Below are 25,495 nucleotides of genomic sequence, written 5' to 3'. Positions count from 1 at the left end.
AGATGACCATGAGCACGACTTCGAAGCTGCACGGGAGGATGGTCGCCATGACCGCTTCGGCGATCGTCGCCGCCGCGTTGGCCGCATCGAGCCCGCCTGCTGCCGCCGTGCAGCCGTTCACGGCCGACTACCAGGCCAACTACATGGGCATGCAGGGCAATGGCCGCATGACCCTGGCCTCGGCCGGCGGCAACAAGTGGAAATACAGCCTCGATGTGACCAGTCCGCTGGCCACGTTGCGGCAGTCGACCGTATTCGAGGACAACGGCGGGCAGTGGCGGCCATTGTCGGGCAACGATACGACCAGCGTGCTGACGAAGAAAACCAACAAGATCGCGAACTACGACTGGTCGCGCGGCGTCGCCAACTGGACCGGCGACGTGAAGCCCGAGCGCGCCGGACCGATCAAGTTGCAGGCCGGCGATCTCGACGCCCTGCTCGTCAACCTGGCCATCGTGCGCGACGTCGCGGCGGGCAAGCCGATGAACTACCGCATGGTCGAGGATGGACGCGTCAAGCAACTGAGCTACACCGTCGCCGGCAAGGAATCGATCACGATCGGCGGCAAGCAGCAGCAGGCGACCAAGGTTATCGGCACTTCCGGTAACAAGCAGACCATTGCCTGGATCGTCGAGGGCATGCCGGTGCCGGCACGGATCCTGCAGCGCGACAAGGGCCAGGACACGATCGACCTGCGGATGGCGTCGGCGCCCTGATATTGGAAAGACGTCGTCCTGCGGTATGACGGCACATGCAAAAAGCCCCGCGCGAGCGGGGCTTTTTGTTGTGCAGCTAATGTACGGCGGGCCAAGGCCCGCCCTGCATCACTTCGCTTCGGAATCGGGTTTCACCACCGTCTTGCAATCGACACGGATCGTGCGGCGGTCGCTGCGCCAGGCATAGGTGCTGCATTCGCGCGGTCCGTCCACGGTCTTGTCCACGACCACGGCGTAGATCGACTGCAGCCACTCGTCCATGCCGGCCTTGCCATCGGCGTTCCAGTCCATGTCGCGCAGCGCCATGCCACGGGTACCGGCCGCACCGGTGAAGTGCAGCCAGCCCATGCCGGCCAGAATCACGGCAACGACGCCGAGCAGGATGCGGCGGCGCATCGGGAATCGCGAAGGACGAGTCATGACGGGCAATCAGCCAATGCGACGGATATTCGCGCCCAGCCCCGACAGCTTTTCCTCGATGTTCTCGTAGCCGCGATCGAGGTGGTAGATCCGATCGATCGTGGTCTGGCCGTCGGCGACCAGGCCGGCCAGGATCAGCGAGGCCGAAGCGCGCAGGTCGGTGGCCATCACCGGCGCGCCACTGAGCTGCTCGACGCCGCGCACGATCGCGGTGTGGCCTTCCACGCGGATGTCGGCGCCCAGTCGCAGCAGTTCCTGCACGTGCATGAAGCGGTTTTCGAAGATCGTCTCGTTGATCACGCCCACGCCGTCGGCGATGCAGTTCATCGCCATGAACTGCGCCTGCATGTCGGTCGGGAACGCCGGATGCACCGCGGTGGTGACATTGACCGCCTTGGGGCGACGCCCGTGCATGTCCAGCGTGATGCGATCGCCGTCGACGATGATCTCGCCGCCAGCGTCGCGCAGTTTGTCGAGCACGGCGTCGAGCGTGTCGGCGCGGCTGCGGCGCACGGTGACACGGCCGCCGGTCATCGCCGCGGCCACCAGGAAGGTGCCGGTCTCGATGCGGTCGGGCAGGACGTCGTGATGGCCGCCGTGCAGGCGTTCGACGCCATGCACCACGATCCGGCCGCTGCCGGCATGTTCGATCTGCGCACCGAGCGCGTTGAGGCAGTCGGCGAGGTCGACGACCTCCGGTTCCATCGCCGCGTTCTCCAGCACGCTGGTGCCTTCGGCGAGCGCCGCGGCCATCAGCACGTTCTCGGTGCCGGTCACGCTGACCACGTCGAACACGAAACGCGTGCCCTTGAGGCGGCCGTTGCGATGGGCCTTGATGAAGCCGTGGTCGACGCTGATCTCGGCGCCCAGCGCCTGCAGGCCCTTGATGTGCTGGTCGACCGGGCGCGAGCCGATCGCGCAGCCGCCGGGCAGGGAGACCTCGGCCTGGCCGTACTTGGCCAGCAGCGGGCCGAGCACGAGGATCGAGGCGCGCATGGTCTTGACCAGCTCGTACGGGGCGACGTGGCTGTTGACGGTGCTCGGATCGACGGTGATGCCACGGCCGCGACCCGGCTGGCCGTCGCCGGCCGTGCCCTCGTCGACGGTGATGCCCGCGCCCAGCTCGCCGAGCAGCCGCGCGGTGGTGACCACATCGTGCAGGTGCGGCACGTTGCTGATCGCGACCGGCGCGTCGGCGAGCAAAGTCGCACACAGGATGGGCAGCACGGCGTTCTTGGCGCCGGAGATCTGTACTTCGCCGTTCAGTGCGGCGCCGCCCTCGACAACGATCTTCTGCATGGTTTTTCCCGTAGGCCGGGCCTTGGCCCGACACCTTTCATCTTGAAGCGGGCATTGGCCCGTGCCTTGTTCTTCTCGACGGGCCAGGGCCCGCCCTACATCAGCGCCCGGCTTCTTCCGGCGTCATCGTCTTCAGCGCCAGGGCGTGGATCTCGCCGCCCATCCGCTCGCCCAGCGTGGCGTAGACCAGGCGGTGGCGGGCCAACGGCAGCTTGCCGCGGAAAGCTTCAGCCACCACGGTGGCCTCGAAATGCACGCCATCGTCGCCCTGCACCTGCGCCTGTGCGCCGGGCAGGCCTTGTTCGATCAACTGGCGGATGGTGTCGGCATTCACTTGCTGGGCCTCGCATGGATGCGCAACGCGCAGCGGTCGCTGCGGTCGCGCGGTCGTGGGATCGTCCGCCGCTTGACGCTGGCGGGCTTTTCGCGGGTGAACCGCTTAGAATTGGTCAATTAGCCTAACGGAAAGGCCATCGGTCCGAAATGGCAACCGCCCCCGTACCGCCCATCGACGACAGCGCTGCCGGCCTGGCCGCCAGCGGCCGCCGCGTGTTCGACATCGAAGCCCAGGCCCTGGCGGCGGTGGCCGGGCGTATCGATGGCGACTTCACCGCGGCCTGCCGGTTGATGCTGGCGGCCCGTGGCCGCGTGGTCTGCACCGGCATGGGCAAGTCCGGCCACATCGCCCGCAAGATCGCCGCGACCCTGGCCTCGACCGGGACCCCCGCCTTCTACGTGCATCCGGGCGAGGCGGCCCACGGCGACCTGGGCATGATCACCGACGCCGACGTCGTGCTGGCCCTTTCCTATTCCGGAGAGAGCGACGAAATCCTGTTGCTGCTGCCGGTGCTCCGGCGCCAGGGCAACAAGCTCATCGCCATGACCGGCCGGACCCGGTCGTCGCTGGCGCGCGAGGCCGACGTGCACCTGGACGTCAGTGTGCCGGCCGAAGCCTGCCCGCTGGCGCTGGCCCCGACCTCCAGTACCACCGCTTCGCTGGCGATGGGCGATGCCCTCGCCGTCGCGCTGCTCGAAGCGCGCGGGTTCACCGCCGACGACTTCGCGCGCTCGCATCCGGCCGGGGCGCTCGGCCGCCGCTTGCTGCTGCACATCGCCGACATCATGCATGCCGGCGACGACGTGCCCCGCGTGGGTGCCGACGCCAGCATCAGCGAGGCGCTGGTGGAGATGAGCCGCAAGCGCCTGGGCATGACCGCGATCGTCGACGACGACAACCGCCTGATCGGCCTGTACACCGACGGCGACTTGCGCCGCACGCTCGACGACCATCGCTTCGACGTGCGCAACGCCCGCATCGTCGAGGTGATGACGCGCTCGCCAAAAACCATCGGTTCCGATGCTCTGGCGGTGGAGGCCGCGCAATTGATGGAAGCTCACAAGATCAGCGGCCTGATCGTCGTCGATGGCGCACACCGCGTGGTGGGCGCCCTCAACATTCATGACCTGTTGCGCGCCCGGGTGGTGTGATCGCCCGATGCCGCCTGCCGACATGCCTTACTCGCACCTCAACGATTACCCCGCCGACGTCCGCGAACGCGCCGCGCGCATCCGCCTGGCGTGTTTCGACGTCGATGGCACGCTCACCGACGGCCGGCTGTTCTTCGACAGCAATGGCGTTGAACTGAAGGCCTTCCACGTGCATGACGGACAGGGGCTGGTGTTGCTGCGCAAGAGCGGCATCACCGTGGCCTTCGTCACCGCGCGTGCCAGCAAGGTCGCCGAGCAGCGCGCGGCCGACCTCGGCATTGCCGAGGTCCACACCGCGGTCGCCGACAAGCTGGCCTGCGTGCGCGACATCGCCGCGCGCGTGGGCGTGGGCCTGGACGAAGTCGCCTTCATGGGCGACGACCTGCCCGACCTGCGCGTGATGCTGCAGGTCGGCTTCGCAGTGGCCCCGGCCAGCGCGCATCCGTGGGTGGGCGAGCGCGTGCACTGGCGCACCGGGCAGCGCGCCGGCCATGGCGCCGCACGCGAATTCTGCGACCTGCTGCTGGCGGCCCAGGGCCATGCCGAGGCGTTGCTGGCGCAGGCCACCCGGATCGAAGGCGCCCGCATCGAGGGCAACGCGTGAGCTGGCGCGGGATTTTCACGGCACTGCTGCTGGTCGCAGTACTCGCCACCGGATGGATGCGCTGGCTCCAGCGCGACCGCGAGCCGGCGCGCAATGCGGCACAACGCCGTCCCGACTACGTGCTCAGCGATTTCGAGTTGATCGCGCTGGACAAGAAGGGCCAGGAGTCCTTTACGCTGCGCGCCCCCAAACTGGAACGGGACCCCGACGCGGAGACGATGACCATCGCCACGCCGCTGTTCGTGATCCCGCCAGCGCAGGGTTCGCAGAACCAGCCCTGGGAGGTCCGCTCCCAGACCGGTTGGGTCAGCCCCGAGGGCAAGGAACTGCGCCTGCGCGGCCAGGTGACCGCGCAAAGCACCAACAAGGACGGCAAGCCCGTCAGCGTGGCCACCGAGGAGCTCAACGTCTTTCCCGATGAACAGCGAGCGACCTCCAGCGCCCCGATCACGCTGCGGCAGCCGGGATTTACACTTAGCGGTCGCGGCCTCGACGCCGACCTCAAGGCCAACAACATTGCCCTCAAATCCGACATCAAGGGTCGCTATGAACGTACTCCCCGCTAGCCTGCTGGGCCTGACGCTGGTCACGGCGTCTTTGGTCCCGATGCCGGCGCTGGCGCGCTCGTCGGATCGCAACCAGCCGATGGATATCGATGCCGGGCACTCCGACTACTCCCTCGACGACAGCCGCCCGACCGTCCTCAGCGGCGGCGTGATCATTACCCAGGGCACGCTGGACATCCGGTCCAGCACCGCCACCATCACCCAGCAGGGTGGCGAACCGGTGCGCGCCGTCCTGACCGGGGGTCCGGTCAAGCTCAAGCAGCAGCTCGACAGCGGGGCCCCCTTCAGCGCCGTGGCCAACAAGGTCGACTACGACCTCAAGGGCGAGGTCGTGGTGTTCACCGGCCAGGTCACCATCGAGGAACCCCGCGGCACGCTCAATGGCGAGCGCGTGGTCTACAACATGAAGACCAGCCAGGTCACCAGCGGTGGCGAGGGCGCGGGCCGCGTGAAGATGCGAATCCAGCCCAAGACCCCACAGGGGGGCGGCTGATGCTGGTGGCCCAGGGCCTGCGCAAGGCCTACCGTGCGCGCCAGGTCGTCAAGGACTTCGGCCTGACCCTCGACGCCGGCGAAGTGGTGGGGCTGCTCGGCCCCAATGGCGCCGGCAAGACCACCTGCTTCTACATGATCGTCGGCCTGGTGCCGGCCGATGCCGGGCAGATCGTGCTGGACGGCAAAGACATCACCTCCGAACCGATGTACGCACGCGCCAAGTACGGCGTCGGCTACCTGCCGCAGGAGCCGTCGGTGTTCCGCAAGCTAAGCGTGGCCGACAACATCCGCCTGGTGCTGGAGTTGCGCGAGGACCTGGACCGGACCGGCCGCGAACGCGAGCTGGACAGCCTGCTGGACGAGCTGCAGGTCACCCACGTCGCCGACCAGATCGGCGCCAGCCTGTCCGGCGGCGAGCGTCGTCGCGTCGAGATCGCGCGTGCGTTGGCCGCCAAGCCGCGCCTGATGCTGCTCGACGAGCCTTTCGCCGGCGTCGATCCGATTTCGGTCGGCGAGATCCAGCGAATCGTGCGCCACCTCAAGAATCGCGGAATCGGCGTGTTGATCACCGATCACAACGTGCGAGAGACCTTGGGTATCTGCGATCGGGCGTATATTCTCAGCGAAGGCGGCGTGCTCGCGCAGGGGGCTCCGGACGCGCTGCTGGCCAACCCCGATGTGCGGCGTGTGTACCTGGGCGAAACCTTCCGTCTGTAATCCGGGTATTCCCAGGTGATCACGCAGCAACGATGGTAGTCGGGACGCCTCGCGCGGCGCGTTGCGGCCGCCGTCCCTGCAAGCTCGCGTTAGATCACGACAATGAAGCCCCGTCTCCAAGCCGCGTTAGGACAGCATCTGGTGATGACGCCGCAATTGCGGCAGGCCATTCGCTTGCTGCAACTGTCGGCGGTCGAACTGGAAGCGGAGCTCACCAACGCCGTCGAAAGCAATCCGCTGCTGGATTGGACCGACCCGTCCATCGGCAGCCTGTCGGCCGAGGAAGTGCCCCATCCCCCGATGATCAATGGCGACGCGGGCGACGATGGGGCGCCGGCGGAAGCTGACTGGGGCAACAAGGATGGCGAAACCTGGTACGAGCGGATCGGACATTCCGACCGCGACGACGAAGTGCCCATGGCTGAACAGGTCGCCGAGGCCGACACCCTCCAGGACCATCTGCTCTGGCAACTGCACCTGAGCCCGCTGTCGCCTCGCGACCGGCAGATCGGGGTCGCCCTGATCGAAGCCATCGACGACGACGGCTACATGCGCCAGCCGCTGGAGACCATCGCCGAATCGCTCCGGCCGCAGGTCGATGCCGGCAATGAGGAGTTGCTCACCGTGCTGCACCAGGTGCAGCGCTTCGACCCGGTCGGCGTCGGATCGCGCACCGTCGGCGAGTGCCTGGGCGTGCAACTGGAACAGCTTCCGGACGATACCCCCGGCCGCACACTGGCCAGGACGCTGGCGAACGACTCGCTGGAGCGCCTCCCCAAAATCGGCATCCCTGCCCTGGCGGCGGAACTGAAGCGCGATACCCGCGAGGTGGAATTGGCGGTGAACCTGCTGCGCTCGCTGGACCCGCGTCCCGGCGCCCAGATCGGCGCCATCGCCAGCGATACCTATATCGCGCCCGACGTCGTGATCTGGCGCCAGCACGGCCTGTGGCGCGTGACTCTGGCCGAGAACATGCGTCCGCGCGTGGCGATCCACCGCGGCTACGAAGGCATGATCCGATACGCCAGCCCGTCCGATGCCAGCTACCTGCGCGGACATCTGCAGGAGGCGCGGTGGCTGTTGAAGAGCCTGGAAGCACGCGGCGATACCCTGCTCAAGGTCGCCCGCAGCCTCATCCGCCAACAGGCCGCTTTCCTGGAATTCGGCGACGGCGCCCTGCGTCCGTTGACCCTGCGCGAAGTCGCCGCTGAAGTAGGCCTGCACGAATCCACGGTCTCGCGCGCAATCGCGCGCAAGTACGCGCGCACGCCGCGCGGAACCGTTCCCCTTCGCGCGTTCTTCGCCTCGGGCATCGAGACCGGAGCCGGCGGCGAAACCTCGAGCACGGCGATCCAATCCATGATCAGGCAACTGATCGACGCCGAAAATCCGCGCAAGCCATTATCCGACGCGCGACTGGCCGAAACACTAAAGGCCACCGGCGTTCCGGTGGCACGCCGTACCGTGGCGAAGTATCGTGAAGCAATGAGCATCCCGTCATCGCAGGATCGGGTGCGGATCGGCTGAAACATCGTTTCCGGACAGCGCCTTAGTCCATGTGCTTCAGGAAACGCTGTTGAAAGCGTTGCAACCGAAAGCATCACATTGATGAACCCGCCAGGAGGAGCCTGAAGTCGATCCTGACGCGGCTACGACCTAGTCGCGCAATCTGCGATACAGCACGCTGTTCCGCGACGCCTGCGGCGTGCGATGCTGGAACCCTGGACCCTGTCCAGATGTCACATAAATTCCGTCGCGACGTTCAGGAGGTCTCCGATGCGCATCGAAACCTACGGCCAGCAGATTGAAGTCACCCCGGCCCTGCGTGACTACATGGAAAGTAAGCTGGAACGACTGCAACGCCATTTCGACCAACCCTTCGACGTCCGCACACAACTCAGTCTCGACAAGCCCGATCACCGCGCCGAGGCCACCGTCATCCTCTCCGGCCGTACCCTTCACTGCGACGCTTCCGGCATCGACATGTATGCCGCCATCGACCTGCTAGCCGACAAGCTCGACCGCCTTTTGATGAAGCACAAAAGCAAGGTCGTCGACCATCATCGCGGCGAGAGCGTCGCGCGCAGCGGCCAGTTCGGCTGAGCTGCACCCGCCCACTGCACAAAGCGGATCGATCGTGATCTGCAGGCGCGTTCCCGGCTTCGTTCCGGACGTCACCTCGGATAGCCACCACGCACCCTGATCCGCATGCTGGCCGGCGGCAAAGCGACCGCCGGCCAAGCTCCCACGATTCCTCCGTCCAATGCGCGCAGCGCGACCTTCGCGATGCGGCGATGCCGCACCTGTCCAGCTCCGATCCGTCCACCGAGTTCGGTCGCAAGCCTGCCCTTGCAGGCGCCGCCACTTGCAGTCAATGGCATAAGTCGCCGAGCATTCGCCCGAGCCGGACGATGCCCCGTGGCGGAACCCGACCATTGCGATTCGACCCGGATCCCGTATACCCGATCCACGCCCGGCAAACTGAGGCCTTCCGATGACTGCCCGCATCAGTGCCGGCGAACTGTTCGAACAGCAGCGCGAACGATTGTCCCTGCGCTGGCTCGCCGGCCGCAGCGGCGAGGAGCGCGTGCTCGAAGCAGTCGACACCGTCGCGCGCCGACCGTCGCTGGCCGGCTATCTCAATGCCGTCTACCCGAACAAGGTGCAGATCCTGGGCACCGAGGAGCTGACGTGGCTGGATGCGCTGGACTCGCGGATGCGCTGGGAAACGATCGAGAAGATCATCCAGTTCCGCCCGCTGGCGCTGGTGATCAGCAAGGATCAGGTCTGCCCCGAGGACCTGCGCCGCGCGGCCGAGGAAAGCGAGACGCCGTTGTGGATATCGCCAAGGAGAGGCCACGAATTGCTCAACCATCTGCAATACCACCTGGCGCGGACGCTGGCGCCGAGGGTGACCCTGCACGGGGTCTTCATGGAGATCTATTCCATCGGGGTGCTGATCACCGGCGAGCCGGGGTCGGGCAAGAGCGAACTCGCGCTGGAATTGGTGACGCGCGGCCACCGGCTGGTCGCCGACGACGCGCCTGAGTTCACCCAGATCGCCCCCGACGTGCTCGACGGCACCTGCCCCGAACTGATCCAGGACATGCTCGAAGTGCGCGGCCTGGGCGTGCTCAACATCCGCCAGATGTTCGGTGACACCGCGGTCAAGAAGAACAAGTACCTACGCCTGATCGTGCACCTGACCCGGCCGCACCTGGAGCCGCAGCCCAGCGGCATGGAGCGCCTGACCGGCGATCTGAGCGCGCGTCGCGTGCTCGACCTGGACGTGCCGATGATCACCCTGCCGGTGATGCCCGGCCGCAATCTCGCGGTCCTGACCGAAGCGGCCACACGCGCCCATATCCTGCGCGCCAAGGGCGTCGACCCGGCCGCGGCCTTCATGGCAAGACACAGCCACTTCCTCGAGCGTGGAACCCCGTGACCCCTGCCAACAACACCCCGACCCTGATCATCGTCAGCGGCATGTCCGGATCGGGCAAGTCGGTGGCCCTGAAAACCTTCGAGGACCTGGGCTTCTACTGCGTGGACAACCTGCCGGTGGAACTGCTGACGCAGTTCGTCGAAAGCGTCCTGCAGGGCGACGACGTCGCTCCCAAGCTGGCAGTCGGCATCGACGTGCGCAACCGCCACGGCGACCTCAGCGCCGTGCCCGAATCGCTGTCGGCGGTCGGCAGGCTCGGCCTCGATCCCAAGCTGGTGTTCTTCGATGCCCAGGACGATGCTCTGCTCAAGCGTTACGCCGACACGCGCCGCCGGCACCCGTTGAGCCACCTCGGGTTGGCGCTGGCCGATGCCATCTCGCTGGAGCGGCAGGTGCTCAAGCCGCTGCAACAGCTCGCCGATGCGGTGATCGACACCAGTCGCCTCAACATCCATCAGCTGCGCCGGCAGATCATCAGCGATTACGGCAGCGAAGGCGATGCGACGATGTCGCTGCTGTTCGAATCCTTCGCCTACCGCCGTGGCGTGCCGCGCGATGCCGACTTCGTGTTCGACGCGCGCTGCCTGCCCAACCCGCACTGGGACCCGACCCTGCGCCCGCTGTCCGGTCGCGATGCCGGTGTGCGCGAGTACCTGGAAGCGCAGCCTGACGTGCGCAAGTTCCTCGAGCAGATCACGACCTTTCTCGACACCTGGCTGCCGCGCCTGCAGGGAGACAGCACCCGCAGCTACGCCACGATCGCCTTCGGCTGCACCGGCGGCCGGCACCGTTCGGTCTACCTGGCCGAGCGGCTGGCCGAGCACGCGCGCAGCCGGGGCTGGCAGGAAGTGGCCGTGCATCATCGCGAACTGGACTGAAGGCCAGTCCCGGAGTGACGACACCAGCAGCGGCTGAACCGACGACGCCGCGACGGCACTTCGGCGCATGCAATGCTTGATAAACCGCTCCTGACCTGCACGACTTGCGCGACATCGCGCAACGAAACCTTTGCAAGCGCGTTGCATACGGCTTCCTGTCGTTGGCCTACGGTCTAGTGTGCGTAGGCATGCGCGCAACCTCAGGGAGCCACATGATGAAATCCTATTTGCCAGCCATGACGCCAACCGCGATGGCAGCTTGTCCGAAGCAGAATGCAACGCCGCGCACATGAAGGAGTCGGGCACCCGGTACTAGCCACGGCCGCCGCGATGCAGCCGAAGGAGCATGACGATGAAATCGAAGATTCACGATCAATGGGTCGGCCCCGTCGCCCTGGCGATGGTGCTGGGCGCAGTCGCCGCCACAGCCGGCTGCCAGAAGAAGGAAGAGCCATCCGCCGCCGCAACGCCGACCGCTGAGGCGCCCGCCGAGACCCCACCACCCGCGGAACCTATGCCACCTGCCGAGACCGCTCCGGCCACCTCTGCCGACGCCCCTGCGGCCACTTCGCCACCAGCCCAGATACCGCCTCCCGCCGACACCCCGACCGAGGAGGAGGAGAAGGAGCGGACACCTCCTACGCCGCCGCGGTAATCGCAACCCGGGCACCTGCACCATCCCGTGGGCAGCCGGTTGGCTGCCCACGTCGCGTGCGCCCCCTCTCGATGCTTCCGACTTGCAACCCCGGTCTGTTAAGTTGGCCGCATGGCCGTCGGCATCCTGCTCATCACCCATGAAGGCGTCGGAAGCGCGCTCATCGCAGTGGCGCAGCGACTGCTGCGCTCGCTTCCGCTACGCGTCGAAGCGATGGAAGTGCCGTTCGACGGGGACCCGGATGCGCTGCTGCCCCAGGCCAGCGCCGCGCTACGCCGCGTCGATGGCGGCCAGGGCGTGCTGGTATTGACCGACCTGTACGGCGCCACGCCCAGCAACCTCGCGGCCAAGGTCGCCCGCCTGGGCACACCCGTACGACGGGTGTCGGCATTGAGCCTGCCGATGCTGCTTCGGGTCATGAACTACGCCGAGCTGGAACTCGACGAGCTGCCCGCCGTGGCGGCGGCCGGCACCCGCAACGGCGTGATCATCGATGAGGCATGAGGACGCACCACCGGATGAAACGTGACTGGATGAAACGTGACGGGATGAAGCGCGACTGCTGGAGACGGGCTTGAGGGATACACGATGATCGAACGCGAACTGACCGTCACCAATCGCCTGGGATTGCATGCGCGCGCCACCGCCAAGCTGGTGCAGGTGCTGGCCGCTTTCCGCAGCAGCGTCACGCTCACCGCCAAGGGTCGCGAGATCAATGCCAAGAGCATCATGGGCGTGATGCTGCTGGCCGCCGGCCAGGGCACGCCGGTCAAGCTGCGCGTGGAGGGCGAGGACGAGATTGCCGCGGCCGACGCCGTGATTGACCTGTTCGATCGCCGATTCGACGAAGACAGCTGACCCGACCACTGCATAGGGACGATTCATGAGACAGGAGTTCATCGGACATGGCGCGTCGCGCGGAAGCGCGCTGGGCCGTGCTCGTGTGCGCCTGCCTCACGTGTTGGAAGTCGCCGAGGAGCGGATCCCGAAAGCCGCGGCCGAGACGGAGGTCCAGCGCCTGCATGCCGCGATCGACCACGTCCGCAGCGAGATGCACGCCATGCGCGAACGCCTGCACGGCGCGCTCGCACACGAGGTCGGCGAGTTCCTCGACCTGCACGCACTGTTGCTCGACGACCCGGAGCTTCTGCAAGGCCTGGATGAACTGATCCGCAAGGGCCTGTACAGCGCCGACTACGCGCTGCGGCTGCAGCGCAATCGGATCGCCTCGGTGTTCGACACGCTCGACGACGCCTACTTCCGCAGCCGCATTGAAGACGTCGACCAGGTCATCGGCCGCATCCATGCCGCGCTGCATCGACACGACGCCAGCGTGCAGGGCGTGGCCGGGGAGATCCTGGTCACCGACAACGTCGCTCCCGCCGAGTTGGCGCAGCTGCAGGCGCAGGGCGTGATGGCCATCGTCACCACGACCGGCAGCGCGCTGTCGCACAGCGCGATCCTGGCGCGGAGCCTGCACCTGCCTCTGGTCGTGGGCGCCACGCTGGCGATGCAGCGGATCAACGACGGCGACGTGCTGGCCGTCGACGGCGGCACCGGTCGCGTGGTCCTGGAACCGGACGCCAACGACCTGCGCACGCATCGCACGCGCATGCGGGACCTGGCGCGCGAGCGCAAGCAGCTGCACCGCCTGCGCCGCGAGCCGACCCGCACCCTCGACGGCATCGACATCAAGCTGTTCGCCAACGCCGAGTCGCGCGAGGACGTGGCCGAAGCGCATGCGCTGGGCGCGGCGGGCGTCGGGCTGTATCGCACCGAGTTCCTGTTCCTGCAGCGTCACGAGCTGCCGGACGAGGAGGAGCAGTTCCGCGTCTACCGCGACGTCGTGCTGGGCATGACCGGCCGCGCGGTGACGATCCGCACGCTCGACCTGGGCGCCGACAAGGCCGATCGCACCGGCCTGGCGCTGCGCGATGAACCCAACCCGGCGCTGGGCCTGCGTGGCGTGCGCCTGTCGCTGGCCCGCGACGGCCTGCTGGACACGCAGCTGCGCGCGCTGGTGCGCGCCTCCGGCTACGGGCCGGTGCGCATCCTGCTGCCGATGGTTACTTCGCGGGAGGAGGTGCGCGCCGTGCGCAGCCGCCTCAAGCTCGTGATCGAGGAAGTCCGCGCACAAGGCCACGCCGTGGCCGATCAGGTTCCGCTGGGGGCGATGATCGAAGTGCCGGCCGCCGCCATCGCCCTGCCCAGCTTCATCGGCGCGGTGGATTTCCTGTCCATCGGCACCAACGACCTGGTCCAGTACCTGCTGGCCGCGGACCGCAACAACGAAGCGCTGGGCGAGTTGTACACGCCGCTGCACCCGGCGGTGTTGCGACTGCTGCGCAGCGTGATCCAGCTCGGCCACAAGCGCGGCAAGCCGGTGGCTGTCTGCGGCGAAATGGCCGGCGATCCGCATTTCGCGCCGATGCTGCTGGCGCTGGGACTGATGGAGTTCAGCCTGCATCCGGCGACGCTGCTGGAACTGCGCCGCTGCATCCGCGCCTGCGACCTGTCGCGGCTCCAGGCCCAGGCGCCGGCCTTGTTGCGCGCGCGCGACCGCGCCTCGATCGAGGCCTGGTTGAGGGAAAACACTCCCTGACGCGCACTGGACCACCTTCGTGTCGATCCGGGGTGGGCAGAGTGGATATGAGAGGCGATAATGTCGGCATGAACGCCTGACCCTGTCGCGCCATCGTGGTTGCGACCGCCAACGGACTCCCATGGCCGAAGCCGTCCGCCACGACAAGACCGCGCGCCAGCTGCGCCTGCTCTCCGACGCGCTCGACAGCGGCCGTCTGGGGCCCGTGCGCCGGCTGGTCAACACGTTGTCTCCGGCCGAGATCGGCAACCTGCTCGAATCCCTTCCGCCGGCCAAGCGCACGATCGTGTGGGGCCTGGTCGATGCCGAGGACGACGGCGAGGTGCTGGTGCACGTCGGCGACGAGGTGCGAGAAGGCCTGCTGGCCGAGATGGATCCGGACGAGATCATCGCGGCGGTCGAGGACCTCGACATCGACGATCTCGCCGACCTGGTCGAGGACCTGCCCGATACGGTCATCGACGAAGTCCTCAAGTCGATGGACCGCGAGAACCGCGAGCGGCTCGAGCAGGTGCTGTCGTATCCGGAGGACACCGCCGGGCGCCTGATGAACCCCGACGTGGTGACGGTGCGTGCCGACACCACCATCGACGTGGTGCTGCGCTACCTGCGCCTGCGTGGCGAGCTGCCCGAGCATACCGACCATCTGTACGTGGTCAGCCGTCGCCACCAGTACCTGGGCCGGATCGCGGTCGCGGCACTGCTGACCAACGAGCCCGGCACTCCGATCAACAAGCTGATCGACGACGAGCAGCCGGCCATCGACGTGGAAGAATCCGCCGGCGAAGTCGCGCGCAAGTTCTCCGACCACGACTGGCTCAGCGCGCCGGTGGTGGACGACAGCAACATCCTGCTCGGCCGCATCACCATCGACGACGTGGTCGACATCATCCGCGAGCAGGCCGAGCACCAGGCCCTGGGCGCCGCAGGCCTGGACGAGGACGAGGATCTGTTCAGTCCGGTCTGGCGCGCGATGCGCCGCCGGCTGATCTGGCTGTCCATCAACCTGGCCACGGCATTCCTGGCTGCCAGCGTGGTCGGCGAATTCGCCGGCACCATCGACAGGCTGGTCGCTCTGGCGGTGCTGATGCCGATCGTCGCGGGCATGGGCGGCAATGCCGGCACCCAAGTGCTGGCGCTGATGGTGCGTGGCCTCGCACTAGGCCAGGTCGGTGCTTCCAACGTGCGCACACTGCTGTGGAAGGAAATCCGCGTGGCGCTGCTCAACGGTCTGGCTCTGGGCACGCTGCTGGCGGTGATCGTGATGCTGTGGTTCCACAACATCGGCCTGTCGCTGGTGATCGCCATCGCGTTGACCCTCAACCTGCTGTCGGCAGCGGCAGCCGGTGTGCTGGTGCCGCTGACCCTCAAGCGCTTCGGCTTCGACCCTGCGCTGGCGAGCAGCATCTTCCTGACCACCGTGACCGACGTCATGGGTTTCTTCACCTTCCTCGGCCTGGCGACGCTGCTCCTGCTGCAGTGATCCCGTCGCCGTGATGTCACCGCGCGTTTCTGCGACGCAGACACGGGCGCGCCATCGGGCCGGTCTGGAAAATCCGCGCACCGAAATACCAGACCCCCGATCATGACCGTTCGCTCTCGCTGGCTTCTCCCCCTGTTCGCGTTGCTGCTCGCTGCCGGCTGTTCGGTCGCACCGTCCAAACCGGAGACCGGCCGTTTCGTGCAGAAGGAGCTGGTGCTCGACGGCGCCCTCCATCGCTACCAGGTGTTCGTACCCTCACGCGAAGCCGGCGGCCGGCATCCGCCGGTGATCCTGTTCCTGCATGGCTCCGGCGAGCGCGGCGACGACAACCAGCGCCAGACCGAGGTCGGGCTGGGCACCCATGTTCGCCAGCACCTGGCCGACTTCCCGGCCATCGTCGTTTTTCCGCAGGCGTCGCAAGGGCAGTCCTGGAGCGGGGCGACGGCTCGCATGGCGCTGGCGGAACTGCAGGCCAGCGTGCGCGAGTTCAACGGCGACGACGACCGCATCGCGCTCACCGGCATATCGCGCGGCGGCTATGGCGTGTATGAGTTGGCGCTGATGGAACCGCGCCTGTTCGCCGCGCTGGTGCCGGTCTGCGGCGGCATCACCCAGCCCGCCATCAAAGAGCCTCTGCAGGTCGAAGGGGTCGCAAAAGCACCGGATCCATTCGCAGCCGCGGCAGCGCGCCTGCAGCACCTGCCGGTATGGGCATTCCATGGCGCCAGGGACGACGTGGTCACGCCGGACCAGTCGCGGCACATGGTCGAGGCGCTGCGCAAGATTGGCGGCAACGTGCGCTACACCGAATTCGCCGACGCTGGCCACAACGCCTGGGACCCGGCCTATGCCACGCCCGATTTGTGGATGTGGTTGTTCGCGCAGGAGCGTTGAGCGGTCGAATCTGGGCGCGGAAACAAAAGCCCCCTCCCGGCCCTCCCCGTCGCCTTCGGCGAAAGGGAGGGGGCGAATATCAGCCGCGCAGCAGGGCTTCCAGCACCGCCATGCGCACCGCCACGCCGTTGCCGACCTGCTTGAGGATCAGCGACTGCGGGCCGTCGGCGACTTCGTCGGTGATCTCCACGCCGCGGTTCATCGGCCCGGGATGCATCACCACGGCGTCGGGCGCTGCGCGGCGCAGGCGTGCGGCGGTCAGTCCGTAGTCGCGGTGATAATCGTCCAGCGACGTGACCAGGCCTTCCTCCATCCGCTCGCGCTGCAGGCGCAGCATCATCGCGGCATCGACGCCTTCCAGCGCCGCATCGAGATCGTGCGAGACCACGCAGCCCTGCAGCGTCCCGTCATCGGGCAGCAGCGCAGCCGGACCGCAGACGCGGATCTCGCCGGCGCCCAGCGCGCGCAACGCCTGCAGGTCGGAACGGGCCACGCGTGAATGCTTCACGTCGCCGACGATGGCGACTTTCAGCCGCGAGAAATCCGCGCCCTTGGCCTGGCGCAGCGTCAGCATGTCGAGCAGTCCTTGCGTGGGATGCGCGCTGCGACCGTCGCCCGCGTTAACCAGCGACGTCCCCGGATTGGCGTGCCCGGCCAGCGCCGCTACAGCGCCGTCTTCGCGGTGCCGGATGACGAAGCCGCGTACGCCCATCGCCTCCAGGTTCTTCATCGTGTCCAGCGCGGTTTCGCCCTTGCTGGTCGATGAGGTCGAGGCGTCGAAGTTGAGCACGTCGGCGCCGAGCCGCTGCGCGGCCAGCGTGAAGCTCATGCGGGTGCGCGTGGACGGCTCGAAGAACAGCGTGCACACGGCAACGCCATCGAGGGCGCGGCGGTCGTAGTGTCCTTCGGCGAAGGCCTGCGCACGCACCAGCAGCGCGGTCAGGACGTCACGGGACAGGCCATCCAGGGTGAGCAGGTGGCGCGGCGTTGCGGTGTTGGAGGCGTTCATGCAGCGGGCAGGTCGGAGAGTTCGGTGGCATCGTCCGGCGAAGCCAGCCAGCGTTCGATGATCACCGCCGCGGCGACCGCGTCGAGTGCATCGGCATCGCGGCGGCGCTTGCGACCCTCGGCACGGTCGGCGGCGAAGCGCTCTGCGGCTTCGATGGAACTGTGGCGTTCGTCGACCAGCACCACCGGCAACCGATAGCGGGCGTGCAGTTCGCGGGCAAAAGCATGGGCACGCTGGCGGATGGGCTGGTCGCCCCCCTCCAGTGTCATCGGATCGCCGACGATGATGCCGTCGGGCCGCCACTCCTTGCGCAGGCGGTCGATCATCGCCCAGTCCGGGCCGTTGGCATGCACGTCGACGACGGCCAGCGCGCGCGCGCCATGGCCAAACGCGCTACCGACGGCGATGCCGATGCGGCGTGCGCCTACATCGAAGCCGAGCACGGTGCCGTCTCGCCGGATTCGCGGAGGGTTGGTGCCAGGGGTTTCTTCGGGAGGATGATCGGGCGACGACGCCATCACGCGTGTCCGGAGTAATCGGCCAGATGGGCGAAGTCGACGCCGATGCGTCCGGCGGCGGCCTGCCAGCGCGATTCCAGCGGCAGGGCGAACAGCAATTCGGGGTCGGCCGGCGCGGTCAGCCAGTCGTTCTCGGTCAGTTCCTGCTCGAGCTGACCCGACCCCCAGCCGGCGCAGCCCAGCGCCACGATCGCATTCGTTGGGCCCTCGCCTTTCGCCATCGCCTCGAGTATGTCGCGCGAGGTCGTCAGGAACAGGGCGTCGGCGATCGCCATGGTCGAATCCCAATGCAGGCCGCCGTCGTGCAGTACGAAGCCGCGCTCCGGATGCACCGGTCCGCCGGCCAGGACGATCTGGGCACGCATGCCTTCGTCGCCGCCTTCCACGCCCATCTGCCCCAGAACTTCGCCCAACGTGTACTCGGACGCGCGGTTGACGACGATGCCCATGGCGCCGTCGTCGTCGTGCTGGCAGATCAGCGCGACGCTGCGCGAAAAATTGGTGTCGGCCAGGGCCGGCAGCGCGATCAGCAACTGATTGGCGAGGGGCGTCGGCATTGCAGTCATGACCATATTCTATCGCGCGGGGTGTGATCGCGTGGCATTCGCCGGTCGGCGTAGGATGGCGTTTGGCCCCGGCTCATCGATGACCCACATGCCCGCATTCTCCCTGCGTCCCCTTGCCTTATCCTGCCTCGCCGTTGTCGCGCTGGGCGCCTGCCAGCGCCAGGCTCCGGAACCGGCGGTGACCGCATCGCCCGCGCCGCAGCAGCCTCCTGCCGAAGCCGCCTACGCCGCCGCGCATGCCGGCGACTATGCCCGGGTTGCGCTGAAGGCCGACCTGTCCAGGTTCGACGAGCGCACCCGCCGCATGATCGCCAAGCTGGTCGAAGCCAGCGACGTGATGAACGCGATCTACTGGAAGCAATCGTGGGACGGCGATCGCGAGCAACTGCTGGCGCGTGCGCCCGATGCCCCCACGCGCGAGCTGGTCGAGGTCAACTTCGGCCCGTGGGACCGGCTCAACGAGGACACGCCGTTCATCGCCGGTGTCGGTCCGCGTCCTGCCGGCGGTCCGTTCTATCCCGTCGACATGGGCAAGCAGGAGTTCGAATCGGCTGCGTTGCCCGACAAGACGTCCAACTACACGCTGCTGCGGCGCGGCACGGACGGCAAGCTGGTCACGGTGCCGTACCACCAGGCCTACCGGCTTGAACTCGAGCGCGCCGCGGCCCTGCTGCGCGATGCCTCCGCGCTCAGCGCCGACAAGACGTTCGCCAGCTACCTCACCATGCGCGCCGATGCGCTGCTGTCCGACAACTTCCGCCCCAGCGACATGGCGTGGATGGACATGAAGTCCAATCCGGTCGATGTCGTGATCGGTCCCATCGAGACGTACGAGGACCAGTTGTTCGGCTACAAGGCCGCCTACGAAGGCCTGGTGCTGGTCAAGGACGTGGAGTGGAGCGAGAAGCTCGCCCGCTTCGCCAAGCTGCTGCCGGTACTGCAGAAGGGCCTGCCGGTCGACTCGAAGTACAAGGCCGAGACGCCCGGATCCAATGCCGATCTCAACGCCTACCAGGTCGTCTACTACGGCGGCAACGCCAACGTCGGCGCCAAGACCATCGCCATCAACCTGCCCAACGACGAGGAAGTTCAGCTGAAGAAGGGCACCCGGCGCCTTCAGCTGGAGAACGTCATGAAGGCCAAGTTCGATGCCATCCTGACGCCGATCGCGCAGCAGCTGATCGTGCAGGATCAGCTCAAGCACGTCACCTTCGACGCGTTCTTCGAGGACGTGATGTTCCACGAGGTCGCGCACGGCCTGGGCATCAAGAAGACGCTCGACGGCAAGGGCACCGTGGACGAGGCGCTGAAGGAATACGCCTCCAGCTTCGAGGAAGGCAAGGCCGATATCCTCGGCCTGTACATGATCGATGCGCTGAGCCAGCAGGGCGAGCTCGACAAGACCAAGCTGATGGACGGCTATGTCACCTTCCTCGCCGGCATCCTGCGTTCGGTGCGCTTCGGCGCCAGCGATGCCCATGGCAAGGCCAACATGGTCCGCTTCAACTTCTTCGCCGAGCAGGGTGCTTTCAGCCGCGATGCCGACGGCCGCTACCGCGTCGACTTCGAGAAGATGCGCTCGGCCATGAATGCGCTCAGCGCCAAACTGCTGACCATCCAGGGCGACGGCGATTATGCCGGCGCGAAGCGCATGACCGAGACCATGGGTGTCATCAAGCCCGAGCTGGCCGCTGACCTCGCCCGCCTGAAGGACGCGAAGATCCCGATCGACATCCGCTTCGACCAGGGCCTGGAGGTGCTGGGCCTGTCGCAGTACGCCACGCCAAAAACGCCGTAAGGGTGCTCGATGTCGGGCTATTGCGATTTCGCACCGGGCCATCCGCTGCATGGCCCTTACCACGACCAGGAATACGGCTTCCCGCAGCGCGGCGACGCCGTGCTGTTCGAGCGCCTGGTGCTGGAGATCAACCAGGCCGGCCTGAGCTGGGAAACGATGCTGAAAAAGCGCGACGGGTTCCGCCGCGCCTACGATGGCTTCGACATCGACAAGGTCGCCCGTTATGGCCAACGCGACCGTGAACGCCTGCTGGCCGATCCGGGGATCATCCGCAACCGGCTCAAGGTCGATGCCGCCATCCATAACGCGCAGGTGATCCGAGGGCTTCGCGACGAGCACGGAAGCTTCGCGCAATGGCTCGACGCACAGCACCGGGTCGAGGGCCATGCACGCGACAAGGCGGCATGGGTGAAGCTGTTCAAGAAGACCTTCCGGTTCACCGGCGGCGAGATCACCGGCGAGTTCCTGATGAGCCTGGGCTACCTGCCCGGCGCCCACCGCGAGAGTTGCCCGGCGTACGCGCGCATCAGGAAGCTCCAACCTCCGTGGATGACGTCGCCCCGCTGAACCACGCCGTGGCCCAGACCCATCGCATGACTGCGAAACAGAAAAGCCCGGCCGCCAATAGGGAGGAATTCGGAGAGGGTAGCGGCCGGGCTGGAAATGGCGGGTATGCAACGACATCCGTCGAACTGCCTGCGCCCCCTCGCGCACGCATTCGTTCGTCACAGGATTGTCCCCGCGCACAGCATGCAACGGGCACCTGTTAAGTCCGCGTCACGACCGGCGTTGAGGATGCACAAAAAGAACAAGCCGGGCATGGCCCGGCTTGTCGTCGTACCGAACTGCGATGACCGCGGTCAGCGCGCTTCGGCCACCTCGACGCCATCGAGTCCCTGCGCCAGGGTCTTGGCATCGCCGCCCTGGGCCAGCTTGATGCGCAGGCGCACCTCGTTCTGCGAGTCGGCGTAGCGCAGCGCGTCCTCATAGCTGATCTCGCCGGCCTGGTACAACTCGAACAGGCTCTGGTCGAAGGTCTTCATGCCCAGCTGCACGGAGTCCTTCATCAGCTCCTTGAGCTTGTGGATTTCGCCGTCGCGGATGTAGTCCTGCGCCAGCGGCGTGCCCAGCAGGATTTCCATGGCGACGCGACGACCCTTGCCGTCCGGCGTCGGGATCAGCTGCTGCGCGACCACGCCCTTGAGGTTGAGCGAGAGATCCATCAGCAACTGATGGCGGCGGTCTTCCGGGAAGAAGTTGATGATACGGTCCATCGCCTGGTTGGCGTTGTTGGCGTGCAGCGTGCAAAGCACCAGGTGGCCCGTTTCGGCGAAGGCGATGGCGTGGTCCATGCCCTCGCGCGTACGCACCTCGCCGATCATGATCACGTCCGGTGCCTGGCGCAGGGTGTTCTTCAGCGCCGCGTCCCAGCTGTCGGTGTCGATGCCGACCTCGCGCTGGGTCACGATGCAGCCCTCGTGCTTGTGCACGAACTCGATCGGGTCCTCGATCGTGATGATGTGGCCGGTCGAGTTCATGTTGCGGTAGCCGATCATCGCCGCCAGCGACGTCGACTTACCGGTGCCGGTCGCGCCGACGAAGAGGATGATCCCGCGCTTGGTCATCGCCAGGGTCTTGATGACCGGCGGCAGGTTGAGCTCCTCGACGGTCGGGATCTTGGTCTCGATGCGTCGCAGCACCATGCCGACCTGGTTGCGCTGGTAGAAGCAGCTGACGCGGAAGCGGCCAACGCCCGACACGCCGATGGCGAAGTTGCACTCGTGGGTCTTCTCGAACTCCTCGCGCTGCTGCGGCGTCATCACGTTGAGGACGAGGTCGCGGCTCTGCTGCGGGGTCAGCGGGTTCTGCGTGATCGGCGAGATCTTGCCGTGGACCTTCATCGACGGCGGCATGCCGGCGGTGATGAACAGGTCCGACGCCTTCTGGTGCGCCATCAGCTTGAGGAAGGAGGTGAAATCGATGGTGGTTGCGGTGGTGCTCATGCGATGCCTCCGTGAGGCTTGTTGCGTTCCATGCGCTGCGGCGCGCTCTACGCCGCAGCACGGCCGGACGGGTGGATCATTCGAACAGGCGCTTGTCCTTGGCGTACTCGCGTGCGTTCGGACGTGTGATCAGGCCACGCTTGACCAGGTCCTGCAGGTGCTGGTCGAGCGTCATCATTCCGTGGTTCTGGCCGGTCTGGATCGCTGAGTACATCTGCGCGACCTTGTCCTCGCGGATCAGGTTACGGATCGCCGGGATGCCGACCATGATTTCCCACGCAGCGGTACGACCACCGCCGACCTTCTTCAGCAGCGCCTGCGAGATCACCGCTCGCAGCGACTCGGACAGCATCGAGCGCACCATCGGCTTCTCGCCGGCGGGGAACACGTCGATGATGCGGTCCACGGTCTTTGCGGCCGAACTGGTGTGCAGCGTGCCGAACACCAGGTGGCCCGTTTCCGCGGCGGTCAGCGCCAGGCGGATGGTTTCCAGGTCGCGCAACTCGCCGACCAGGATGTAGTCCGGGTCCTCACGCAGCGCCGAGCGCAGCGCTTCGTTGAAGCCGTGCGTGTCGCGGTGCACTTCGCGCTGGTTGATCAGGCACTTCTGCGAGGTATGGACGAATTCGATCGGGTCCTCGATGGTGAGGATGTGGCCGTATTCGTTCTTGTTGACGTGGTCGACCATCGCCGCCAGCGTCGTCGACTTGCCCGAACCGGTCGGGCCGGTGACCAGGATCAGGCCCTGCGGCTGGTCGATCAGTTCCTTGAAGATGCGCGGACAGCCCAGGTCCTCGAGCGTCAGCACTTCCGACGGAACGGTACGGAACACCGCACCCGCGCCGCGGTTCTGGTTGAAGGCGTTGACGCGGAAGCGCGCCAGGCCCGGGATCTCGAACGAGAAGTCGACTTCGAGGAACTCTTCGTAATCGCGGCGCTGCTTGTCCGACATGATGTCGTAGACCAGCGCGTGCACCTGCTTGTGGTCGAGCGCCGGGATGTTGATGCGCCGTACGTCGCCGTCCACGCGAATCATCGGCGGAAGTCCCGCCGACAAGTGCAGGTCGGATGCCTTGTTCTTAACCGAGAACGCCAACAGCTCGGCGATATCCATGCGTGCTCCCCCCGCACTGCGGAAACTACTAGATCCGGAATGACCCGATACGTGTCTGCGCCCGCGAAAACTGGCGCGAAACCACCCCTGCGGGCAGTATAGCCCCGGACCCGTACCGCCGTTCCAGCCCCCATACCAGGATTTGTCGACGTGCTCACGCACGCCCTGCATGACGTCTTGCAACGACTCGATAACGCAGCGAGGGCCGTACAACGGCCAGTGCCTCGATTGCTGGCCGTGTCCAAAACCCAGGATGCGACCGCCGTCGCGGAACTGGCCGCCGCGGGCCAGCGCGCGTTCGGCGAGAACTACGTGCAGGAGGCCACGGTCAAGCAGGGCCAGCTGAATGCGCTCGCGCTGGAATGGCACCTGATCGGCCACCTGCAGTCGAACAAGGCGAAAGAAGCGGCGACGCTGTTCGACTGGGTACAGACGGTGGACCGGATCAAACTGGTCCCCGCCCTCGCCCGCTATCGGCCTGCCGACCGGGCGCCGCTGAACGTGCTGGTCCAGGTCAACATCGACGACGAGACCAGCAAGCATGGCTGCCGGCCGGAGGAGATCGGGGCGCTGGCCGCCGCCATCGCCGCCGAACCGCGCCTGCGGCTGCGCGGCCTGATGGTGATCCCGATTCCGCATCCCGACATCGAACGGCGGCGCGATGCGTTTGCCCGAACGCGCGAATTGTTCGACGCCCTGCGCCATGACCATCCGGACATCGACACCCTTTCGATGGGCATGAGCGACGACTGCGCCATCGCCATTGCCGAAGGCGCGACCATGGTCCGTGTCGGCACGGCCCTGTTCGGCGCACGCCCCGCCAAGACTCCAGACCCTACAGGCCACTCCCCCGCATGACCCTTTCCATCGCATTCATCGGCGGCGGCAACATGGCCCGCAGCCTGATCGGCGGCCTCGCCTCGCGCGGCCACAAGCCTTCGGCCCTGCATGTCGCCGAACCCGTCGACGCATTGCGCGACGGGCTGCAGCGCGACTTCGGCGTGGCCGTCTACGACTCCGCCGCGGGCGCGGCCGACGGAGCCAGCGTCTGGCTGCTGGCAGTCAAGCCGCAGGTGATGCGTGCGGTGTGCGAGGAGTTGGCGCCCCAGGCGCAATCGCAGCATCCGCTGGTGATCTCGGTCGCCGCCGGCATCGGCACTCAGCAACTGGACCAATGGCTGGGCGGCGGCCAGGCGGTGGTACGGGCGATGCCGAACACTCCGGCCCTGCTGGGGGTCGGCATCACCGGCCTGTTTGCCAACGCCGCTACCGACACGGCCGGGCGCGAGCGCGCCGCTGCGCTGCTGCACGCGGTCGGGTCGACCGTGTGGATCGACGACGAGAGCCGGATGGACGCGGTGACCGCCGTGTCCGGCAGCGGGCCGGCCTACGTGTTCCTGCTGGCCGAGGCGATGACGGCGGCCGGCATACGCCAGGGCCTGGCACCGGACGCCGCACAAGCCCTGGTCCGGCAGACCCTGCTCGGCGCGGCGACGATGCTGTCCCGGTTGGACGAGCCGGCAGAGGTGCTGCGCGCCCGCGTGACCTCGCCCGGCGGCACCACGCAGGCCGCGATCGAAACCTTCGAGGCCGGCGGCTTCCGGGCATTGGTCGACGATGCCATTGCCGCGGCGACCGAACGCGGCCGTCAGCTTTCGGCCGCGCACGACTGACTAGCGCTGCCCAGGAGAACACCATGACCCGCAGGATTACCCTCGCCGCCGTTGCCGCCGTCGCTCTGGCCTTCGGTGCGTGTTCGCGGGAAGCGCCCGCACCGACCTCGGCCACCACGCCCGCGCCTGCCACCACGGGCGGATCGCAGGAGGCCGTCAGCCAGGCAGGCGATGCCACCGTTCGCGCCAGCGCGGTGCAGACTTCGACGCTGCCGCCCCAGGTCGCCGCCGAGTACGGCATCGTCCGCGACGATCGCAGCGTGTTGCTGCTGGTCGCGATACGTCGCGGACCGGCGGGCCAGGAAACGGCAGTGCCGGCGAGGATCACCGCCACGGTGACCGACCTGCGCGGCCGCCGCCAGCCGGTCACGATGCGCGAAATGCGGACCAAGGGCCCCGGCACCGAAGTGCTGCTCGACTACATCGGCACGGTGGACGTGTCGCCGCCGGATACGCTGCGCTTCGAACTGACGGTGGCCCTGGATGGCGGAGCGACTTCGACGATGCAGTTCGCGCGCGATTTCTTTCCTCGCTGAGCGAGTCTTCTGATGG

The 25,495-nt window shown here is 67.1% G+C and carries 29 protein-coding genes; 21 read left to right on the top strand and 8 right to left on the bottom strand.

What is annotated here, in order from left to right; all coding sequences use genetic code 11:
- The first annotated feature begins 8 nt into the window (after positions 1 to 8).
- The gene (locus J2X06_RS04870; RefSeq protein ID WP_310058995.1) at positions 9 to 716 is read left to right on the top strand and encodes a DUF3108 domain-containing protein; all 708 of its coding nucleotides are present in this window, start codon (positions 9 to 11) and stop codon (positions 714 to 716) included.
- Between the two features lie 108 nt (positions 717 to 824).
- On the opposite strand, the gene J2X06_RS04865 is transcribed toward J2X06_RS04870, so the two are convergent.
- The 3 genes from J2X06_RS04865 to J2X06_RS04855 form a co-directional block, all read right to left on the bottom strand.
- The gene (locus J2X06_RS04865; protein WP_310058992.1) at positions 825 to 1,136 is read right to left on the bottom strand and encodes an EF-hand domain-containing protein; all 312 of its coding nucleotides are present in this window, start codon (positions 1,134 to 1,136) and stop codon (positions 825 to 827) included.
- A 9-nt stretch (positions 1,137 to 1,145) separates the two neighbouring features.
- A complete protein-coding gene (gene murA, locus J2X06_RS04860; protein ID WP_310058989.1) occupies positions 1,146 to 2,435 on the bottom strand; it encodes a UDP-N-acetylglucosamine 1-carboxyvinyltransferase in 1,290 nt (429 codons plus the stop codon).
- Positions 2,436 to 2,535: 100 nt separating this feature from the next.
- Complete coding sequence (locus J2X06_RS04855) at positions 2,536 to 2,769, bottom strand: BolA family protein (RefSeq protein ID WP_310058985.1); 234 nt, start codon at positions 2,767 to 2,769, stop codon at positions 2,536 to 2,538.
- Positions 2,770 to 2,918: 149 nt separating this feature from the next.
- Here J2X06_RS04855 and J2X06_RS04850 point away from each other — a divergent pair, with 149 nt between their 5' ends.
- The 15 genes from J2X06_RS04850 (at position 2,919) to J2X06_RS04780 (ending at position 16,262) form a co-directional block, all read left to right on the top strand.
- Complete coding sequence (locus tag J2X06_RS04850; RefSeq protein WP_310058982.1) at positions 2,919 to 3,923, top strand: KpsF/GutQ family sugar-phosphate isomerase; 1,005 nt, start codon at positions 2,919 to 2,921, stop codon at positions 3,921 to 3,923.
- 22 nt (positions 3,924 to 3,945) lie between these two features.
- Positions 3,946 to 4,527 (top strand): KdsC family phosphatase, encoded by a 582-nt coding sequence (locus J2X06_RS04845; protein ID WP_310061242.1) that lies wholly within the window; start codon positions 3,946 to 3,948, stop codon positions 4,525 to 4,527.
- Positions 4,524 to 5,093 (top strand): LPS export ABC transporter periplasmic protein LptC, encoded by a 570-nt coding sequence (gene lptC / locus J2X06_RS04840; protein ID WP_310058979.1) that lies wholly within the window; start codon positions 4,524 to 4,526, stop codon positions 5,091 to 5,093. The genes J2X06_RS04845 and lptC overlap by 4 nt, the downstream gene beginning before the upstream one ends.
- Positions 5,074 to 5,586: a lipopolysaccharide transport periplasmic protein LptA gene (gene lptA / locus J2X06_RS04835; RefSeq protein ID WP_310058977.1), complete on the top strand. Its 513-nt coding sequence runs from the start codon at positions 5,074 to 5,076 to the stop codon at positions 5,584 to 5,586. Before lptC ends, lptA begins: the two co-directional genes overlap by 20 nt.
- A complete protein-coding gene (gene lptB, locus J2X06_RS04830) occupies positions 5,586 to 6,305 on the top strand; it encodes an LPS export ABC transporter ATP-binding protein (RefSeq protein ID WP_310058974.1) in 720 nt (239 codons plus the stop codon). The genes lptA and lptB overlap by 1 nt, the downstream gene beginning before the upstream one ends.
- A gap of 102 nt (positions 6,306 to 6,407) precedes the next feature.
- On the top strand, positions 6,408 to 7,832 hold the full coding sequence (locus J2X06_RS04825; RefSeq protein WP_310058972.1) for an RNA polymerase factor sigma-54: 1,425 nt from the start codon (positions 6,408 to 6,410) through the stop codon (positions 7,830 to 7,832).
- A 249-nt stretch (positions 7,833 to 8,081) separates the two neighbouring features.
- A complete protein-coding gene (hpf, locus tag J2X06_RS04820; protein ID WP_310058969.1) occupies positions 8,082 to 8,408 on the top strand; it encodes a ribosome hibernation-promoting factor, HPF/YfiA family in 327 nt (108 codons plus the stop codon).
- 391 nt (positions 8,409 to 8,799) lie between these two features.
- Entirely contained in the window at positions 8,800 to 9,750 is a 951-nt protein-coding gene (gene hprK / locus J2X06_RS04815; RefSeq protein WP_310058966.1) for an HPr(Ser) kinase/phosphatase, read from the top strand.
- Positions 9,751 to 9,776: 26 nt separating this feature from the next.
- Positions 9,777 to 10,628 (top strand): RNase adapter RapZ, encoded by an 852-nt coding sequence (gene rapZ / locus J2X06_RS04810; RefSeq protein WP_310061239.1) that lies wholly within the window; start codon positions 9,777 to 9,779, stop codon positions 10,626 to 10,628.
- A 352-nt stretch (positions 10,629 to 10,980) separates the two neighbouring features.
- On the top strand, positions 10,981 to 11,283 hold the full coding sequence (locus tag J2X06_RS04805; protein WP_310058964.1) for a hypothetical protein: 303 nt from the start codon (positions 10,981 to 10,983) through the stop codon (positions 11,281 to 11,283).
- Positions 11,284 to 11,394: 111 nt separating this feature from the next.
- The gene (locus J2X06_RS04800; protein ID WP_310058961.1) at positions 11,395 to 11,787 is read left to right on the top strand and encodes a PTS sugar transporter subunit IIA; all 393 of its coding nucleotides are present in this window, start codon (positions 11,395 to 11,397) and stop codon (positions 11,785 to 11,787) included.
- A gap of 84 nt (positions 11,788 to 11,871) precedes the next feature.
- Complete coding sequence (locus J2X06_RS04795; RefSeq protein ID WP_310058959.1) at positions 11,872 to 12,141, top strand: HPr family phosphocarrier protein; 270 nt, start codon at positions 11,872 to 11,874, stop codon at positions 12,139 to 12,141.
- Positions 12,142 to 12,166: 25 nt separating this feature from the next.
- Positions 12,167 to 13,885 (top strand): phosphoenolpyruvate--protein phosphotransferase, encoded by a 1,719-nt coding sequence (gene ptsP / locus J2X06_RS04790; protein ID WP_310058958.1) that lies wholly within the window; start codon positions 12,167 to 12,169, stop codon positions 13,883 to 13,885.
- Between the two features lie 121 nt (positions 13,886 to 14,006).
- Positions 14,007 to 15,368, top strand: a complete 1,362-nt coding sequence (gene mgtE, locus J2X06_RS04785; RefSeq protein WP_310058955.1) for a magnesium transporter — start codon at positions 14,007 to 14,009, stop codon at positions 15,366 to 15,368.
- 102 nt (positions 15,369 to 15,470) lie between these two features.
- Positions 15,471 to 16,262 (top strand): alpha/beta hydrolase-fold protein, encoded by a 792-nt coding sequence (locus J2X06_RS04780; RefSeq protein WP_310058953.1) that lies wholly within the window; start codon positions 15,471 to 15,473, stop codon positions 16,260 to 16,262.
- A gap of 79 nt (positions 16,263 to 16,341) precedes the next feature.
- Here J2X06_RS04780 and J2X06_RS04775 read toward each other — a convergent pair whose 3' ends face one another.
- Genes J2X06_RS04775 through J2X06_RS04765 form a run of 3 tightly spaced genes read right to left on the bottom strand, consistent with a single transcriptional unit; the run spans position 16,342 to position 18,355 of the window.
- Complete coding sequence (locus J2X06_RS04775) at positions 16,342 to 17,271, bottom strand: aspartate carbamoyltransferase catalytic subunit (RefSeq protein ID WP_310058950.1); 930 nt, start codon at positions 17,269 to 17,271, stop codon at positions 16,342 to 16,344.
- A complete protein-coding gene (ruvX, locus tag J2X06_RS04770; protein ID WP_310058947.1) occupies positions 17,268 to 17,789 on the bottom strand; it encodes a Holliday junction resolvase RuvX in 522 nt (173 codons plus the stop codon). Before ruvX ends, J2X06_RS04775 begins: the two co-directional genes overlap by 4 nt.
- A complete protein-coding gene (locus J2X06_RS04765; RefSeq protein WP_310058944.1) occupies positions 17,789 to 18,355 on the bottom strand; it encodes a YqgE/AlgH family protein in 567 nt (188 codons plus the stop codon). Before J2X06_RS04765 ends, ruvX begins: the two co-directional genes overlap by 1 nt.
- An 88-nt stretch (positions 18,356 to 18,443) precedes the next feature.
- Between J2X06_RS04765 and J2X06_RS04760 the strand changes: the two genes are divergently transcribed.
- Positions 18,444 to 20,153: a dipeptidyl-peptidase 3 family protein gene (locus tag J2X06_RS04760; protein WP_310058941.1), complete on the top strand. Its 1,710-nt coding sequence runs from the start codon at positions 18,444 to 18,446 to the stop codon at positions 20,151 to 20,153.
- A 9-nt stretch (positions 20,154 to 20,162) separates the two neighbouring features.
- Positions 20,163 to 20,720, top strand: a complete 558-nt coding sequence (locus tag J2X06_RS04755) for a DNA-3-methyladenine glycosylase I (RefSeq protein ID WP_310058938.1) — start codon at positions 20,163 to 20,165, stop codon at positions 20,718 to 20,720.
- Between the two features lie 293 nt (positions 20,721 to 21,013).
- Here J2X06_RS04755 and J2X06_RS04750 read toward each other — a convergent pair whose 3' ends face one another.
- Together J2X06_RS04750 and J2X06_RS04745 are read right to left on the bottom strand one after the other, a co-directional pair.
- Positions 21,014 to 22,156 (bottom strand): PilT/PilU family type 4a pilus ATPase, encoded by a 1,143-nt coding sequence (locus J2X06_RS04750; RefSeq protein WP_310058935.1) that lies wholly within the window; start codon positions 22,154 to 22,156, stop codon positions 21,014 to 21,016.
- A gap of 76 nt (positions 22,157 to 22,232) precedes the next feature.
- Positions 22,233 to 23,270 (bottom strand): type IV pilus twitching motility protein PilT, encoded by a 1,038-nt coding sequence (locus J2X06_RS04745; RefSeq protein ID WP_310058932.1) that lies wholly within the window; start codon positions 23,268 to 23,270, stop codon positions 22,233 to 22,235.
- Positions 23,271 to 23,420: 150 nt separating this feature from the next.
- Here J2X06_RS04745 and J2X06_RS04740 point away from each other — a divergent pair, with 150 nt between their 5' ends.
- Genes J2X06_RS04740 through J2X06_RS04730 form a run of 3 tightly spaced genes read left to right on the top strand, consistent with a single transcriptional unit; the run spans position 23,421 to position 25,479 of the window.
- Positions 23,421 to 24,128, top strand: a complete 708-nt coding sequence (locus J2X06_RS04740) for a YggS family pyridoxal phosphate-dependent enzyme (RefSeq protein ID WP_430539492.1) — start codon at positions 23,421 to 23,423, stop codon at positions 24,126 to 24,128.
- Positions 24,125 to 24,943 (top strand): pyrroline-5-carboxylate reductase, encoded by an 819-nt coding sequence (gene proC / locus J2X06_RS04735; protein WP_310058929.1) that lies wholly within the window; start codon positions 24,125 to 24,127, stop codon positions 24,941 to 24,943. Before J2X06_RS04740 ends, proC begins: the two co-directional genes overlap by 4 nt.
- Positions 24,944 to 24,966: 23 nt before the next feature.
- Entirely contained in the window at positions 24,967 to 25,479 is a 513-nt protein-coding gene (locus J2X06_RS04730; RefSeq protein WP_310058926.1) for a DUF4426 domain-containing protein, read from the top strand.
- Positions 25,480 to 25,495: the final 16 nt, after the last annotated feature.

Source organism: Lysobacter niastensis (genome assembly GCF_031457115.1).
Taxonomy (GTDB): domain Bacteria; phylum Pseudomonadota; class Gammaproteobacteria; order Xanthomonadales; family Xanthomonadaceae; genus Lysobacter_J; species Lysobacter_J niastensis_A.
This window is presented reverse-complemented; position numbering and strand designations above follow the sequence as displayed.

Coding starts and splice junctions, on each gene's coding strand:
- J2X06_RS04870 (WP_310058995.1), top strand. CDS start 9: ATGAGCACGACTTCGAAGCTGCACGGGAGGATGGTCGCCATGACCGCT.
- J2X06_RS04865 (WP_310058992.1), bottom strand. CDS start 1,136: ATGACTCGTCCTTCGCGATTCCCGATGCGCCGCCGCATCCTGCTCGGC.
- murA (WP_310058989.1), bottom strand. CDS start 2,435: ATGCAGAAGATCGTTGTCGAGGGCGGCGCCGCACTGAACGGCGAAGTA.
- J2X06_RS04850 (WP_310058982.1), top strand. CDS start 2,919: ATGGCAACCGCCCCCGTACCGCCCATCGACGACAGCGCTGCCGGCCTG.
- J2X06_RS04845 (WP_310061242.1), top strand. CDS start 3,946: ATGCCTTACTCGCACCTCAACGATTACCCCGCCGACGTCCGCGAACGC.
- lptA (WP_310058977.1), top strand. CDS start 5,074: ATGAACGTACTCCCCGCTAGCCTGCTGGGCCTGACGCTGGTCACGGCG.
- lptB (WP_310058974.1), top strand. CDS start 5,586: ATGCTGGTGGCCCAGGGCCTGCGCAAGGCCTACCGTGCGCGCCAGGTC.
- J2X06_RS04825 (WP_310058972.1), top strand. CDS start 6,408: ATGAAGCCCCGTCTCCAAGCCGCGTTAGGACAGCATCTGGTGATGACG.
- hpf (WP_310058969.1), top strand. CDS start 8,082: ATGCGCATCGAAACCTACGGCCAGCAGATTGAAGTCACCCCGGCCCTG.
- hprK (WP_310058966.1), top strand. CDS start 8,800: ATGACTGCCCGCATCAGTGCCGGCGAACTGTTCGAACAGCAGCGCGAA.
- J2X06_RS04805 (WP_310058964.1), top strand. CDS start 10,981: ATGAAATCGAAGATTCACGATCAATGGGTCGGCCCCGTCGCCCTGGCG.
- J2X06_RS04800 (WP_310058961.1), top strand. CDS start 11,395: ATGGCCGTCGGCATCCTGCTCATCACCCATGAAGGCGTCGGAAGCGCG.
- J2X06_RS04795 (WP_310058959.1), top strand. CDS start 11,872: ATGATCGAACGCGAACTGACCGTCACCAATCGCCTGGGATTGCATGCG.
- ptsP (WP_310058958.1), top strand. CDS start 12,167: ATGAGACAGGAGTTCATCGGACATGGCGCGTCGCGCGGAAGCGCGCTG.
- mgtE (WP_310058955.1), top strand. CDS start 14,007: ATGGCCGAAGCCGTCCGCCACGACAAGACCGCGCGCCAGCTGCGCCTG.
- J2X06_RS04780 (WP_310058953.1), top strand. CDS start 15,471: ATGACCGTTCGCTCTCGCTGGCTTCTCCCCCTGTTCGCGTTGCTGCTC.
- J2X06_RS04775 (WP_310058950.1), bottom strand. CDS start 17,271: ATGAACGCCTCCAACACCGCAACGCCGCGCCACCTGCTCACCCTGGAT.
- ruvX (WP_310058947.1), bottom strand. CDS start 17,789: ATGGCGTCGTCGCCCGATCATCCTCCCGAAGAAACCCCTGGCACCAAC.
- J2X06_RS04765 (WP_310058944.1), bottom strand. CDS start 18,355: ATGACTGCAATGCCGACGCCCCTCGCCAATCAGTTGCTGATCGCGCTG.
- J2X06_RS04760 (WP_310058941.1), top strand. CDS start 18,444: ATGCCCGCATTCTCCCTGCGTCCCCTTGCCTTATCCTGCCTCGCCGTT.
- J2X06_RS04755 (WP_310058938.1), top strand. CDS start 20,163: ATGTCGGGCTATTGCGATTTCGCACCGGGCCATCCGCTGCATGGCCCT.
- J2X06_RS04750 (WP_310058935.1), bottom strand. CDS start 22,156: ATGAGCACCACCGCAACCACCATCGATTTCACCTCCTTCCTCAAGCTG.
- J2X06_RS04745 (WP_310058932.1), bottom strand. CDS start 23,270: ATGGATATCGCCGAGCTGTTGGCGTTCTCGGTTAAGAACAAGGCATCC.
- proC (WP_310058929.1), top strand. CDS start 24,125: ATGACCCTTTCCATCGCATTCATCGGCGGCGGCAACATGGCCCGCAGC.
- J2X06_RS04730 (WP_310058926.1), top strand. CDS start 24,967: ATGACCCGCAGGATTACCCTCGCCGCCGTTGCCGCCGTCGCTCTGGCC.